Source organism: Salicibibacter kimchii (assembly GCF_003336365.1).
In the GTDB taxonomy this organism is placed as follows: Bacteria; Bacillota; Bacilli; order Bacillales; family Marinococcaceae; genus Salicibibacter; species Salicibibacter kimchii.
Window position 1 is genome coordinate 64,146 of the sequence record NZ_CP031092.1, and the last position, 13,943, is coordinate 78,088.

At 45.0% G+C, this 13,943-nt stretch carries 15 protein-coding genes; 11 read left to right on the plus strand and 4 right to left on the minus strand.

Going from position 1 to position 13,943, the window contains the following annotated elements; all coding sequences use genetic code 11:
• Positions 1-29 precede the first annotated feature (29 nt).
• From DT065_RS00425 to DT065_RS00445, 5 genes are read left to right on the plus strand one after another with little or no spacing between them, the layout of a single operon-like run.
• On the plus strand, positions 30-3,926 hold the full coding sequence (locus tag DT065_RS00425) for a tape measure protein (RefSeq protein ID WP_114369878.1): 3,897 nt from the start codon (positions 30-32) through the stop codon (positions 3,924-3,926).
• Between the two features lie 6 nt (positions 3,927-3,932).
• Positions 3,933-4,715, plus strand: coding sequence for a distal tail protein Dit (locus DT065_RS00430; RefSeq protein ID WP_114369879.1), 783 nt, complete (start codon positions 3,933-3,935; stop codon positions 4,713-4,715).
• An 11-nt stretch (positions 4,716-4,726) separates the two neighbouring features.
• Positions 4,727-5,401 (plus strand): hypothetical protein, encoded by a 675-nt coding sequence (locus DT065_RS00435; RefSeq protein ID WP_114369880.1) that lies wholly within the window; start codon positions 4,727-4,729, stop codon positions 5,399-5,401.
• Complete coding sequence (locus DT065_RS00440) at positions 5,401-5,607, plus strand: hypothetical protein (RefSeq protein ID WP_114369882.1); 207 nt, start codon at positions 5,401-5,403, stop codon at positions 5,605-5,607. Before DT065_RS00435 ends, DT065_RS00440 begins: the two co-directional genes overlap by 1 nt.
• A 47-nt stretch (positions 5,608-5,654) precedes the next feature.
• Positions 5,655-5,900: a hypothetical protein gene (locus DT065_RS00445; RefSeq protein ID WP_114369883.1), complete on the plus strand. Its 246-nt coding sequence runs from the start codon at positions 5,655-5,657 to the stop codon at positions 5,898-5,900.
• 63 nt (positions 5,901-5,963) lie between these two features.
• Here DT065_RS00445 and DT065_RS19120 read toward each other — a convergent pair whose 3' ends face one another.
• On the minus strand, positions 5,964-6,131 hold the full coding sequence (locus DT065_RS19120; RefSeq protein WP_193550792.1) for a ribbon-helix-helix domain-containing protein: 168 nt from the start codon (positions 6,129-6,131) through the stop codon (positions 5,964-5,966).
• 102 nt (positions 6,132-6,233) lie between these two features.
• Here DT065_RS19120 and DT065_RS00450 point away from each other — a divergent pair, with 102 nt between their 5' ends.
• The 6 genes from DT065_RS00450 to DT065_RS00475 all read left to right on the plus strand — a co-directional run bounded on the left by DT065_RS00450 (position 6,234) and on the right by DT065_RS00475 (position 12,547).
• A complete protein-coding gene (locus tag DT065_RS00450) occupies positions 6,234-7,076 on the plus strand; it encodes a tyrosine-type recombinase/integrase (RefSeq protein WP_114369884.1) in 843 nt (280 codons plus the stop codon).
• A gap of 43 nt (positions 7,077-7,119) precedes the next feature.
• The gene (locus tag DT065_RS00455) at positions 7,120-10,260 is read left to right on the plus strand and encodes a phage tail spike protein (protein WP_160112328.1); all 3,141 of its coding nucleotides are present in this window, start codon (positions 7,120-7,122) and stop codon (positions 10,258-10,260) included.
• Between the two features lie 6 nt (positions 10,261-10,266).
• On the plus strand, positions 10,267-10,500 hold the full coding sequence (locus DT065_RS00460; RefSeq protein ID WP_114369888.1) for a hypothetical protein: 234 nt from the start codon (positions 10,267-10,269) through the stop codon (positions 10,498-10,500).
• Between the two features lie 164 nt (positions 10,501-10,664).
• Positions 10,665-10,982 carry a hypothetical protein gene (locus DT065_RS00465; RefSeq protein ID WP_160112329.1) on the plus strand — a complete coding sequence of 106 codons (318 nt, stop codon included), beginning with the start codon at positions 10,665-10,667 and terminating at the stop codon, positions 10,980-10,982.
• A 16-nt stretch (positions 10,983-10,998) separates the two neighbouring features.
• The gene (locus DT065_RS00470; RefSeq protein ID WP_114369891.1) at positions 10,999-11,367 is read left to right on the plus strand and encodes a phage holin, LLH family; all 369 of its coding nucleotides are present in this window, start codon (positions 10,999-11,001) and stop codon (positions 11,365-11,367) included.
• A gap of 37 nt (positions 11,368-11,404) precedes the next feature.
• Positions 11,405-12,547, plus strand: a complete 1,143-nt coding sequence (locus tag DT065_RS00475) for an N-acetylmuramoyl-L-alanine amidase (RefSeq protein ID WP_114369893.1) — start codon at positions 11,405-11,407, stop codon at positions 12,545-12,547.
• 250 nt (positions 12,548-12,797) lie between these two features.
• Here the strand turns inward: DT065_RS00475 and DT065_RS19555 are convergent, their stop codons facing one another.
• From DT065_RS19555 to DT065_RS00485, 3 genes are all read right to left on the minus strand, one after another.
• Positions 12,798-12,920, minus strand: coding sequence for a hypothetical protein (locus DT065_RS19555; protein ID WP_257791142.1), 123 nt, complete (start codon positions 12,918-12,920; stop codon positions 12,798-12,800).
• 13 nt (positions 12,921-12,933) lie between these two features.
• Positions 12,934-13,422 (minus strand): hypothetical protein, encoded by a 489-nt coding sequence (locus tag DT065_RS00480; RefSeq protein ID WP_114369895.1) that lies wholly within the window; start codon positions 13,420-13,422, stop codon positions 12,934-12,936.
• Positions 13,423-13,489: 67 nt separating this feature from the next.
• A complete protein-coding gene (locus tag DT065_RS00485) occupies positions 13,490-13,882 on the minus strand; it encodes a hypothetical protein (protein ID WP_114369896.1) in 393 nt (130 codons plus the stop codon).
• Between the last annotated feature and the right edge of the window lie 61 nt (positions 13,883-13,943).

Here is a 13,943-nt window from a genome sequence, read left to right on the forward strand (position 1 = left end):
TTTATGTCTAAAAGCAAGGGGGTGAGGATATGGCAGAGAGTTACAGTGTAGAAGCGGTGCTGAGTGCAAATAATCAAGGTTTGATATCTGCTTTTGAGGAAGCAAGCCGGGCGGCGGATTCTTATGATAGCGCTGTGCAGGATGTAAGCGATCATGATTTGAATGTCGAAAATAGCGCGGCTGTCAATGCGATGGACGACACTGCAAGCGCCGCAGAAACAATGGGAAGCGCTATTGATGAGTCTAGCGAAAACAGCGTTGATGTCGAGACTGGGGCGGCCACATCAGGAATGGAAACAGTAGCCAGCGCCGCAGATGATATGTCAAGTTCCATTGAGCAAGGGAGCGAACATAACGTCAATGTTGAAACGGGAGCGGCTACATCGGGTCTTGAAACCGTTGCCAGCGCGGCAAGTGATGCGGATAGCGCTGTACAACAGGCCGGAGAAAATAGCATCAATGTAGAGACTGGCGCAGCCGTCAGCGGCTTAAATGACGTTGGCGGGGCGGCGAATAACGCAAGCTCATCTCTTTCTAACGTTGATGGCGCAGCTTCTGGCGCTTCGATATCATTGGGTGGAATCGCTGGTACCGTCGGCGGTATTTGGGCAGTGAACGCTGCCACAAACGCACTTGGAGATGCTTTTGATACAGCTACCGAACGTATTGACGCATTTGAACAGTTTGAACGTGTCATGGAAACGATGACAGGGAGTTCGGAAGAAGCGGCAGACGCTTTGGATGATGTCTGGGATGTCGTGGAACCTACTGGCTTCGCCTTTGATACAGCGGCAAGATCCGTGCAAGACTTTGTTGCTCGCGGCATGGAAGTAGACCAAGCGGTTGATTCGTTGGATTCTTGGACAGATGCAGTCGCCTTTTTCGGGCGTGGAACGACGGAGGAATTCGCAACCGTTTCTGACGCCCTAGCTCAAATGCAATCGCGCGGAACTGTTCAAATGGATCAAATGAACCGCCTTTTTGAAGCGGGTATTCCAGCGACAGAGATATACGCGGACGCCGTGGGCATGACTACAGACGAAGTTGCTGAACAGATGCGAGCAGGTGAGTTAGAAACAGAAGAATTTATGGAAGTGATGAATGAAGCGTTTCAGGAAGGAACAGAGGGCTGGGATTCCATCGCCGGTGCCGCAGAAGATGCAGGTAGTATGTGGGGCGTGGTCATCAGCAACATGCAAATAGCCTTCGCCACAGGCGTTCAAGAAATACTAAATTCGATAGATGAAATGCTTGAGAACAACGGGCTCCCGACAATGCGTGATATGATCGAGGATTTTGGCTATGCCGTCCAAGGAATTCTTGAAGATGTCGCCGATTCCATAGAACCAGTCGGAGACGCCTTTTTCACGCTACTAGATATCTTGCGACCATTTGCGCCTGTCATTGGCGGTATCGCAGGTGCTTTTGCTGGACTTGGCGGCGCTGTACTCGCCATGAACACCGCATTGGTCGCCGCGAGAACGGCTATGTGGCTATTGAACGCGGCAATGCTAGCAAACCCCGTCGGACTAGTAGTCGGAGGGATCGGGGCGCTTGTCGGCGCTCTTGTCACCGCCTACAACACATCCGATACTTTCAGGGACATTATGAATTCGGTGTGGGACGTTTTGACGGATGTGTGGGATATAGCAATGACGTTGATTTCTCCCCTGCTGGATTTAAGCGCGGCATTTAGAGAGCTACTCATCGATGAACTCACTGCATTTTTCCAAATTGTAGTCGGTTTGTTATCTGATTTGTGGGTGTGGTTTACCGACCTCGTAGGCCCGATTATCGGAGTTGAAGAAGGCTTTGAGGATTTGCAGATGGACAGCCTGACCGAATTTCTTGAGTCTGTTTCTGGTTGGGTCGATACGCTCGCCGAATATATGTATGCATTGATCGATCCTATTATTGAAGCTACAGAGAATATAGATATTTTCAAAGGCGAGATGGAGTTTAGTGAAGTTGTCGATAATGTGATGGACATGGCTCTTGAGGTCGGAGAAATCTTGCTAGAAATGGCTATGGACGCGCTGGAAAAAGGCGCTGAAATTGCCATGAGTATAGCAGAAGGCATAGTCGAAAAACTGCCCGAAATTATGGAGACTGCTCAAGAAATAGGAACAACGATCATAAATAAAATCTCAGAAATGATGCCTGAAATCCTTGAAACAGGATCAGAAATCCTAGACAACATCGCCGAGGGAATCACCGAATCGATGCCAGAAATCACAGAAAAGGCAACAGAAGTTATAAATAACTTTACCGAAACGGCAGTAGAAATGATCCCTGAAATCGCACAATTAGGCACGGATATGATCACATCTTTAGCTGGCGCTATATCGGGAGAGTCGGAGCAAGTAGAAGATTCCGGCGATGAAACAGTATCTTCGTACAACCAAGGTATCGGCGACAATATACCTGATATACAAGACTCTGGATCAGAGATCATAGAAGCGCTAACGGGAGCAATTGAAGAACTGATGCCTGAAATTTCTGCGGCAGGTCGTGAGATTTTGGGGACGATCGTAGATGAGATCATCGAACACGCCCCGGAAATCGCCTCTGCAGCTAAAACGATAGCCGATGAACTACTGAGTGCGCTTGCAGACGAACTGCCAACATTGAGAGAAATGGGAATGTCTATAGGAACATCTATTATTGACGGTCTATGGGAAGGCGTTAAATCGACGGCTGGAAGTTTAAACGAGAACACTTATGAGTTTGTTGATGATAATATTCTTGATCCCATCCTCGGATTCTTCCAAATGAATTCCCCTTCACGGCTCATGATGGGTGTCGGGGAAGACATCATCGGAGGCTTAGACGAGGGCATGCAGAATGTGGACGCGGCCGAAACTATGGACGGAATAGGGTCTGACATTCTAGGCAGCGCAGAGAACATGAGCGACGAGGTGGGGTCAACTTTCGGATCAATGGCTGACAACATCGGCGAAACCATGTCGGGGGCAGAAACAACAACAAGCGGTCACACGCTCGCCATGCGCACGGTTATGGGCGACAATCTAACTTCGGCTGCTCAGGATACAGACTCAAACATGAGCGATGTGAGTAGCAGTGTTGACAGCAATCTAAGCAACGCATCATCAACTGCTAGTAGCAGGCTTGGTGATATGAGTAGTGATACTTCTAGCAATCTGAGTGATATGTCAAGCACAACAAGCACTAATATGGGCAATATGGCGGCAGTGACAGCAAGCCGGATGGCTGATGCTGCTATGTCTGTACAAAGCCGATTTGCGGCTATGGTGTCGTCAACAATAAGCCAAGGCGCAAGCATGGCTTCTTCGATTTCCAGCACCTTTTCGTCTTTCGTGTCGAGCATTAGTAACGGCATGAGCTCGGCGGTATCAACTGTCAGTAGCATGATGTCCGGCATGGTTAGTACGGTAAGTAGCTTTACAGGTAGCTTTGCAAGCGTCGGCGGTAATATCGCGAGTGCATTAGGCCGCGGAATAAGAAATGGAGCGAGCAGCGCAATTAGCGCGGCGAGTAGTATGGCTTCAAGAGCGTTGAGTTCCGCGCAAAGCACGCTAGGGATTAGGTCTCCTTCCCGTGAATTCATGGCCATCGGTGATTTTGTAGCAGAAGGTTTGGCCGAAGGTGTTGCGAACTCAACACGAAAGGCTGTAATGGCGACAAGTGATATGGCGGTGCAGATGCAGGAGGCATTTAATCCCCAACTAGCTATGCCCGGATTTGACGTAGCGGGGCAGATCAACGATATAAACAGACAAGCGCAAAGCCAGCTAAACAATCATGTAAGAAGCGAAATGACGATGACGAAAGAGCCCGCGAATATAAATGTTAGGATCGGAAACAGCGAATTCAGCGCTTTTGTTGACGACATCAGCAATACGCAAAACAGAAAATCCAACCGTGCAAGAAGGATGCCGGGGTGATAGAAAATGTATAACTTTGTAGATCCAAACGAGAGGGGAGAGAGAACAGCCCCTCTCACTTCTTTCCAGACGGTGTTTAATGGCACTAATATAGATGATGCACTGACAGATGATAACGGTCGTTTCGTTACAACTTCTGTAAGCGGTAGAGGTTTCCTTACTCGCCGCATAAATATGATTGAGGTTCCTTATGGCCACGGAGATAAAGAGGGTAGTTACACTTATGAGCCGAGGCCAATCAGGGTTAATTTTTTAATCGAGGATCGAACGAGTGAAGGATTCCGGGATCGCCTTGAACGATTAAACGGTATGTTGCTTGGCAGTAAGAAAGTGCTTGAATTTACGGACGAGAGTGCTCATTTTATAGCGACTCTGGAAAGCGGTGAACTGCCAGATGAGGACAGCAATAGCTTACAAGGAACGTTAAATTTTATATGTAGCAATCCTGCTAAATTTAAAAGCGAAAGCACCCACACCATAACCACAACAGACACGACAGTAGAAGTGGGCGGCCAAGAAAAAACGCCGTGGATATCACGCACTGTCTTTGAAGCGGATCAAGATGAGTTTGAAATCGAAATGAACAACGGATGTCACATCATCATCCCGTATAATTTTATATCGGGTGATGTGCTTGAAATTGATTATGAGCGCAGAAAAATAACGCTTAATGGCGAGAATCATATGTACATTAGCCTACAAAGCCACTGGATGCCGTTGCATCCGGGGTATATGCAGATGCGGGCAAGTCATGAGACGGAATTGAGTTATACGGAACGATATTATTAGGAGGTGTTTGCATGAGTCAGCGAGGAAACACACCGGGAAGAATGAACCGGGAACCTAACGCTCCCGGCGATGAAATACCAGCATTCACGCCGCAATATTGGGAATCAGACGGACACGCACGCGATGTAAGCGAGGATTACCCGTACCCAGTCAAAGATAGCAGCGTAGAAGATCGGTTGAATAATCTTTTAGACAAGCAAAGTGAAATTATCGAGAAGCAATCGGAGATATTAGAGCGGTTGAATGAGCCGATAGATACTCAAGTAACTGGGAGTAATGTGGAGGAAATGGAAACGTTGGTAAACGCTGAGACAGTAGACCCTGGAGATTTTGCGCAGACAGGTTACGCAAACGCCGATGCTAGATTATCGTATTTTGCGATAGAAACAACAGCTTCCGAATGGCGTTTAGAAGGAAGAAGAACACCGTGGTCTAATTCAATTGGGAGAGAAGGTGTTTATTTTTACCCAACAGGAGATGTTCAGGGCAGTTACTCATCGCGAAATCCTTTTGTTTGCTTCCAGATGATATCGCACGGTAACAACATAAACGAAACGATTGAAAGTATTGCTGAAGCAGAAAAGTTTAGACTTTTTACCGATGGTGGTTATATCCGTGTACGAAACAGATCAGAAGAAGCTGCGACGGTAACGATAAGGCTTTACAAAATAGGAGTTGAACAGTGATGACAGATGAAAGAAAGCAAGAGGTCACAAGCAATCTTATGTCGGTATATGACACATTTGAGCCGGTAAAAGAGGATTTTATTTTTAAACCGAGCATGTTTTGGTTGATAAGCAATTACAATCAAAAATACGATAATCCAGAATTGATTGGCGGCGATTGGGTGATAAAAAACTGCCCATCGCCACTCAAAGATTTGCAACCATAACTACTCAACTAACTCCCCATCTGAAAAGGAGGAAAAGGAGGAAAAAAGTGAGAAAGGACGATGGATTTATTTTAACGGAAACGTTTAGTGATAACCGCCCAGATTTTTTGAGTGCGCAGATAAATGAGTTGCTGGACAAAACCTATGTGGATTTAATTGATATAAAATTTTCATTAGCAATAAACGGAGACGAAATCGAATACGCCGCATTGGTCATATACGAGGATTTAGGAGAAATGCAGAGGGATGAAATATACGTCATGAGAGGGAAAACAGGAAGATTAAATAGATAAACCCCACTCAACTAACTCCCCAAGGGTTGTATAAGTTATATAACTAAATAAGACGGCACCTAATTATTTATGGTAGCCGTCTTTGTTATCCAAGGCATACTGCACAAGCGCTCTTATGGTTTCGTTTCTGTTCATAAACTTTTGTTCGTACCAGAAGCTTTCTATCTCTTCTAGCATTTCATCAGGAAACGTTACGAGGACTTGCTTATTTTTATTTTTGTCCACTGCCATTTTTATCACCTCACAATCAGTGTAAGTTATATAAGTTATATTGACAAGCATACACCTGTTTGGTAAGATAGTTATATAACATATATAACTGAGGTGGTAAGAATGAAGTTGACAGATGTATGGGTTGAATATGAAGCGGATAAGAAGATCGAGAACTACTCTGAAAACACTCTTGATTCGTATTATCTCCAATGGCGATTGCTGATCGAGGAAATTGGAGATATAGACATTGACACTCTAAAAATTCATGTGCTGAAATCGTATATCGCCAAGTCATACGGCGAACTGAAACCGTCAACTATTGCTCATAGGGTGAAGTCAATCCGAACTATTTTAGAGTGGGCGCATGATGAAGGAATAACTGAAACGAACATTGGCGCTAAACTAAAGAAGCCAAGGGAAGAACAGCGAATACCCAAAGCGTTAACCGTTGAAGAAATAGAACGGTTAAGAATAGCCTGCCGCAATACAACTGAAAATGCTGTCCTTGAATTCTTTTACAGTACAGGATGCCGGATCAATGAAGTTTATGAGCTTAATGTAAACGACATAGACCTTGCCGAAAGAACAGTTATTGTTCGTGGGAAGGGAAATGTCGAGAGAGTCGTGATGCATGGTAAACGAGCGGCGTTTTGGATAAACAAATATTTGCGAGAAAGAGAAGATAACGAGCCTGCTTTTTTAGTTACTCAAAGAAAGCCGATCAGACGAATGAGCAAGGACAATATGAGGTATATTTTTAAACGAATGTCTGAACGTGCAGAAATAGATAAGCCTGTATATCCGCATAGGTTCAGACATTCGTTTAGTACCCACCTTTTAGAAAGAGGTGCTACCATCGAAGAAATACAGCAATTCTTGGGACACACCGATATCTCAACAACTATGATATACAGCAGCGTAAGCAACGACAGATTAAAACATGTCCACAACAAAGCATTCTAAAGCGCCGAAAGGCGTTTTTTTATTTTACATTGGAGGTGATCCCATGACAAGAAACCTAACCCAAGTCGGCGGCTCGTTTATCGGCACGATGGAGCAATTCGAATTTGACTCCCCGGACAGACGAGCCAGCACCGAACTATACATTTTTAGCCAAGACGACGAACTTCTGACGATCCTCTCTCCGTCCACTGGGCTTACAGAAGCGCTCTATAAAGAATCACTGAACACCCTGCCCGATACGCCGTTCACGTTTACCGTAGACGCTGAGGAAGAACACTCACAACATGTCAGAGAAGAAAATCAGGTCGTTTTCCGAGACAAGGAAGGCGACCTTTTATTATACGTCATCAAAGAATTGGACGATAGCGACGGCACAGACGGGGCAACGACAACGGCGGTCTGCGAGCCCGCCTTTATGGAACTCAAAGAGCATATCGTCGTTGATCGGCGCATGGACGGTGACACGGCTGATGTAGCGATTGATGCGGCTCTGGATGGCACACGCTGGACTGGATCAGTCGAGGTCGAACTCGGAAACGCCACGCAGAACTTTTATTATATCACCTCCATCGACGCTATATGGAAAATACTAGAAGTGTGGGGCGGCGAGTTTAAAGCGGTCGTCGAGTTTGACGAAACAAACAAAGTCAACCGTCGTACAATCAAGATATTACAGCGTAGAGGTAGCGACACAGGCTTGCGATGGGAAATCGGGCATAACGTAGAAGAAATACAGCGCACCGTGTTGAGCTACCCTGTCACCGCCATGTACGGACGAGGTACGTCCTTGCGGGTCGAAGATGAAGAAGGAGAGCACACAGGCGGCTATACACGATACATCGACTTTGCGGATGAGGTGTGGTCAGAAGATGATGGCGACCCCGTAGACAAGCCGGAAGGACAGCGGTGGATTGGTGATCCTGATGCTCTGCAGAAGTACGGGAGACAGCACAACGGCGAACTCCTGCACCGCGAGGATATATTTTCTGATCAAAACATCGAAGAAACGGACGAGTTGCTTCAGGCCACATGGGACGCTTTGCAGAATGCCAAAGAACCGGAAGTCAATTATGAATTATCCGTCCATTTATTAGAATTTTTGACAGGATACGAGCATGAGCATGTGGAGTTAGGCGACACCACGCAGGCGGTAGACAGAAACTTTGGCCGCCCTATCGAAATTGAAGCGCGGGTAATCAGCATTGAATATGATCTGCTCGACATCGAAGGCACAGCAACAGTCGAGATGGGCCAATTCTTGACTGCTCTTGATGATGACCGCCTTGATCGTGTGATCGAGGACATCAACGATAACCGTGGTCGTTGGGAGCATCCGGAAATTGACGATAGTAATTTTCCTGATATTGAGCCATCAATGCCGACGAATTTAGAGGCGGCGGGCAGCTATCGCAGCATCCAACTTTATTGGGATTTTAACGACGAAACATTTATCAAGCACTATGAATTGTATGCCAGCCAAGCGCCCGATTTTGTGCCGTCCTCTGAAAATATGATCTGGCGCGGTTATTTGAACGGGTATAATCACATCGTTGAAAGCGATCAAGTGTGGTACTACTACGTTCGCGCGATTAATCATCACGGGCGTGCTAGTGAATACAGCGAGCGGGCAGAAGGTAGTACGGTCAGGATCATAGACGAGGATATTTTGTTTGGCGAAGACATTGCGGAAAGCCTACGTGATCTATCAGAAACGGCGGGCATTCTTGCAGACAGCACAATCGATTTCGACAAGTTTTCCGATCAAGTGAAGGACGCAGACGGCGAGCGGATTAAGGGTGATCTAATCAGCGTTGATGGTACGACTTACATCGCTGAAGGTGTGATTGGCAATGCGGCAATAAAGAATCTGTCAGCTAGTAAAATCGACACAGGAACAATGCTCGGGGATCGTATACAAGCGGACACTTTGCACGGTGACAGGATTATTGCGGGTACGTTTACCGCCGACAAGATGACGACTGGCACGTTGCAGGGGATTGATATATACGGCGTTACGATCACGGGGTCGGAGATATATCAGAGTAGTGGACCCCGTAATTTAGAACTCAGGAACGGATGTTTATATAGCTATTCAAACGGAGATTTGAGTTTGCGTCTTGGTCAGTACACATTTGATATGTATGATGGCGAAAACAATCACATCGGCGGTTTCGGTCCTGCTTGGGATGCGCAAGACCCTAGCAGGCGTGGCATGGCGTGGACTTTAGAAAACGATTTTGTCAATATCAGTATGCGTCACGGGGGCTTGCTTAGACCGCTATTTAGATCGGATACGTACAATAATGTCACTACGGTAAATGGCCCGTACAACAACCAAAACGACGGGGCCGAATTACGATTATACGCTAACAGAAGACCAGTTTCAGAGGGTGAGTTTACGAGCCACGATCAACCGTCTATTATTCTTGATCAGTCTGACAGTACAAATGACATCGACATCTATTACGGTGGTTTTGACAGGCGGACAAATGCGAGTGTGTATTTTAGGCATCGGTCATCTTCTGATACGTTTTCCACGAAAATGCGTATCGCTCATGATTTTGTTCGTATATATGATGAGTTGCGCCTTGGCTCGTCAGATCACACCGTTAGCATTATTCCCTACTCAAATTCTGTCCAGTGGCGTTTCAATACCAACAATTACATCCGTCAGCAAGATGACGGTCAGGTTAGTTTTTATTCAAGCAATACGCAAAGGCAGGTGTTTAGACCAGATGGCGGCGCAAGATTCCCCGGCGACAACGTAACAATTGAAGGCGATATTAGAAATAGTGGACACAGAACAACGTCAAACAGCGTCAACACGCATATATACAGCAACACAGGGAGGATTGCCCGTGCCACATCTGCAAGAAAATACAAAACGGATATACAAATCGCGGAAGATATTGATTATGAAAAAATACTCGATTTAAACATTAAAAGTTGGTACGACAAAGAGGAAGTCAATGGCAATGTAGAAGAAAACGATGAGCCGACAAAATTTCATGGGTTGATTGCCGATGATTTTGATGATGTTGGGCTGTCAGAGTTTGTCGTTTATGATGATGGCGAGGTTGAGAATTACAGTGACAGAGCGTGGACGCTTCTAATCCCGAATATGCGGGATATGAAAGCTGAAATTGAAAGTTTGAAGAGAGAGGTAGAAGAACTGAAAGGATGATGAATAATGCAACAAGACGCAAACAAAATCATCGATAGCATATCTTCTGAATGGTCACAAGACATGGCGAATGCTAAAAAGAAAATCGCCATTCTCGCGGAAGAAAACCGCCTGCTGAAAGAGGAACTGGATCGGTTGACGGAGCAATCGAAACAAGAAAAGGCGATCAAACCACGCAACAACCAAGCCACAACTGATGCGCCGGTTGAATATGTGAAGGAGAAGAACAACGCCGAGTAGGCGTGTTTTTTATGTATGGTCGAGGGGTTGCGGCCCCTCTCCCCTGCACCGACAGGGCGACGGCACAGGGTATCTATAAGGTACCCTATATAGATAAGTATAAACAGGGGATATTGACCTACAACATCAGAGGGTCAAACTACCCTCCGATTGGAGGTATGAGGGTGGGTGAACCATCATTGGAGTTGCTCGAACAAAACGTCCAGCACATGTCAGAAGATATGCGCGATATAAAAAAGCGTGTGGACAAGCTAGAGACAGACCAATACGATCTTAAGGCGAACATGCAGATAACTCAGCATAGCTTAACCGCGCTTACGGAATCCATCAATGACGTAAAAGTTGATCTTAAAGAAATGCGTAAAGAAATGAATAGTGATAAAGAACAACAATTAGAGAGCATGAAGTCTTTTCTGTGGAAATTTGGCAGCGGCCTTGCTGTTTTGATTGTAGGCGGTATGGTGACTGCTGTTTTAATGTGATAGGAGAGTGATTTGAATGGAATTTATCATGGAATTTGTAGAAGGTTTTGGACTGATTGAAGGTGTTGTAACTGCATTTTTGGCGTTTTTAGGGTTCATCGGCGGCAAGCTAAAGCCATTTCTTGAAGAAACGTTGAAATCGGTCAAAAAAGAAAGCGATTCTTATATTATATCGACCTTAGCAGAGCAGGGTGTACGATTAATAAATGAACGTTTTAAGGGCGAAAGTGGGTATGAAAAATTTGAGCACGTAACAGCATGGCTCGCAGAACGAGCAAGAGAGCGCGAAATCCCCATCAAAGAAGATGAAATACGGGGAGCGATTCAAGAGGGGTACGATCTTAGCATCGGTAAAGAGAAGAAGAAAACCGAGCAATCGCAATAGGCGGTTGTTTTTTATTTTTTGAGAAGGGGATGAAATAATGGGATATAGAGATTTACCACAGCTTGTTGATGTACGTGGAAATATGATTAGGAACGGGGCCTACAGCAAGAGATCGTGGTCACAAATTACGGATATCGCGCGTCATCATTCGGTATCGACTGGAAATGATGGACGTGATATTTCTGGGTGGCACGCTAATGATAACGGATGGCCCTCCATTGGATATCATTTTGTGATTTTAGAAGATGGAACAATTGAGTGGACGAACAGCGTCAATCGAATTGGCTACCATGTCGGAAACAATAACACGCCTTTGATCGGCGTTTGTTCCATCGGCAATGGCAGCTTCACTCAAGCACAAGAGGATTCATGGGAAGATTTAGTGAAGGCAATCCGAGAAACAGACGGATTAGATCAGATATCCATTAGTGATGTCAAAGGGCATAACGAGTATCCCGGACATGCTACTAATGGATGTCCGGGAATCAATATGGACACTGTAAGATCACGTCTTCGAGGCGGCTCTGGTGGATCATCAAGCGGTCCTCCAAAGTATGGGCCAAACAATGAAAGTTTTGCTTCTTACCATGATGATAAGTGGATGGTCAAAAAAGATAGCTATTTAGAATCCCAGCAGCTTTTAAATAGAGTGGAAGATGCTGGGCTTGACGAAGATGGTATTTTAGGGCAAAACACATTGAATGCCACCCGTGATTTCCATGACAAATATAATATTTCTAAGCGTGGTGCTAACTTCTACGGCGTTCCGGGACCGGCCACTTTGAAGAAATTGAGAGAGCTTGACAATGACGATGGCAGTGGCGATAATCCTGCCCCGAAATCTGGTGAGGGTATAGTTGATTATTTAAACCGCATTGGTGTGGATAGCAGTTACAACAACCGCAAAAGCATGGCAGAAAGCCACGGTATAACTAATTACTCTGGAACTGCTTCTCAAAACACAAAATTGCTTGAGTTAGTCTCGGGTAGCGGCACTCGCGGTAAAAGCTCAAATCCACCTGCAAATAGTGGCGAAGGGATCGTGGATTATATGAACCGCATCGGAATGGATTCCAGCTACGATAATCGAAAGGATCTGGCTGAAAACACTTACGGAATATCGAATTATACCGGCACGGCAAGTCAGAATAATGACTTGTTGAATGAGTTGTCAGGGTGATATAATATAATCACGGCTTATTCTTCGTCGTCGTCCGGGAACCTTGTGGGAAGGTTCCTTTTTTGATATAATAAACCCAACAGAACCCGCCACGCCTCTCATTGATGCGGAAGTGGTGGGTCGATGCTGGGGAGCAAGGTCTACACCGAGGTGATTAGGCGTTGCTCCTTTTGCTGTTTAGTGTTATATTAATGATTAGGGGAAACGATCTATATCATAGAAAAGCCGGGGCGGTGTGCCCCGGTTTTATTCAATCATCTTTTACAATGACTTCAATCGTACCGTTTCCGCAAAATTGGCATTTAAGCATTGCGGTATCGTCATCTTCGATCATTTTTTCTCCGCATTCTACGCACTTTACAACTTCCGGCATTATAAAACACCTCCTATTGTAAATCCTTCAAATATTCGCTAACAATACGCTTCTTATCACGCTGACCTTTATTATCAAGTGAATTGTACAAGTCTTTGTCGAAGATTCTTAATGAATTTAAATGCTTATCGTTCAAAAAACTAAACTGCAATTCAACCGATACAGGTAAATCTTTCGGATTGCCTTCTTCGTCATGGTAAACGCCGCCACTTCTATAAATTTTAGCATCATCATTTAGTGTTGATTCAGCTAACATCTTCCACAACTTTTCATATTCTTTGATGTTGAACATTGATTTTTTAATCAATAGCTTTTCGGTATCAGTAAACAAAACGCTTGTTATGTGGTCGTAATTTTGCGCTGATAACTTGCTTGCATGGCGCTTGCCAGTAACTGCATCGCTCAACGTGGAGTAAGCAATACCTGTCATTTTCCATAAATAGTACGTGCTGATACCTACATAATTCATTTGATACTTGATAAAGTCTGCGTTAATAACCATTCTAAAACCTCCTAATTTTTTTAAAGAGGGGAGCGCACTCCCCTTACCCTTACCCTTACCCTTACTCTTACTTGATGATTTTTTCTTCTTTCAAGATCGGCTCTGCTTTTAGTAATTCGTCATCTGTGAATGTGGTCAACTTGGTGATATTACCTTTGCCGGTTGCTTTGCCAAGTTTGATCAATGTGATTTGCTTGTTCTTGCGCTTGCCCTTCAAAAGTTTGTCGATGGCCGTTTGAATGTGAGTAGTGCTTACTTTTTCTTCTTTAGGAGCAGCCGGAGCGTTCTTTTTAGCTTCAAGTAGTGCTTCGATAACTTCTGATGCTTCCTGTTTACTTGTTCCATGCTCTCCAGCTTCCAAGTGATCACGTACACCGTCAATGGTTAGAACGTCAATGCCTGTTTCGTTTACTTCTTTCATCAAGCTGTCGATAAATCCTTTTTGTTTAGCTGTCATCATTTTTGATAACCTCCCCTGATTTGTTACATTAAGTATACCATCGGTATACCGATACATGCAA

What these genes read in the sequence shown, in the direction of transcription:
- DT065_RS00425 (WP_114369878.1), top strand. Translation starts at nt 30, where the DNA reads ATGGCAGAGAGTTACAGTGTAGAAGCGGTGCTGAGTGCAAATAATCAA.
- DT065_RS00430 (WP_114369879.1), top strand. Translation starts at nt 3,933, where the DNA reads ATGTATAACTTTGTAGATCCAAACGAGAGGGGAGAGAGAACAGCCCCT.
- DT065_RS00435 (WP_114369880.1), top strand. Translation starts at nt 4,727, where the DNA reads ATGAGTCAGCGAGGAAACACACCGGGAAGAATGAACCGGGAACCTAAC.
- DT065_RS00440 (WP_114369882.1), top strand. Translation starts at nt 5,401, where the DNA reads ATGACAGATGAAAGAAAGCAAGAGGTCACAAGCAATCTTATGTCGGTA.
- DT065_RS19120 (WP_193550792.1), bottom strand. Translation starts at nt 6,131, where the DNA reads ATGGCAGTGGACAAAAATAAAAATAAGCAAGTCCTCGTAACGTTTCCT.
- DT065_RS00450 (WP_114369884.1), top strand. Translation starts at nt 6,234, where the DNA reads ATGAAGTTGACAGATGTATGGGTTGAATATGAAGCGGATAAGAAGATC.
- DT065_RS00455 (WP_160112328.1), top strand. Translation starts at nt 7,120, where the DNA reads ATGACAAGAAACCTAACCCAAGTCGGCGGCTCGTTTATCGGCACGATG.
- DT065_RS00460 (WP_114369888.1), top strand. Translation starts at nt 10,267, where the DNA reads ATGCAACAAGACGCAAACAAAATCATCGATAGCATATCTTCTGAATGG.
- DT065_RS00470 (WP_114369891.1), top strand. Translation starts at nt 10,999, where the DNA reads ATGGAATTTATCATGGAATTTGTAGAAGGTTTTGGACTGATTGAAGGT.
- DT065_RS00475 (WP_114369893.1), top strand. Translation starts at nt 11,405, where the DNA reads ATGGGATATAGAGATTTACCACAGCTTGTTGATGTACGTGGAAATATG.
- DT065_RS19555 (WP_257791142.1), bottom strand. Translation starts at nt 12,920, where the DNA reads ATGCCGGAAGTTGTAAAGTGCGTAGAATGCGGAGAAAAAATGATCGAA.
- DT065_RS00480 (WP_114369895.1), bottom strand. Translation starts at nt 13,422, where the DNA reads ATGGTTATTAACGCAGACTTTATCAAGTATCAAATGAATTATGTAGGT.
- DT065_RS00485 (WP_114369896.1), bottom strand. Translation starts at nt 13,882, where the DNA reads ATGATGACAGCTAAACAAAAAGGATTTATCGACAGCTTGATGAAAGAA.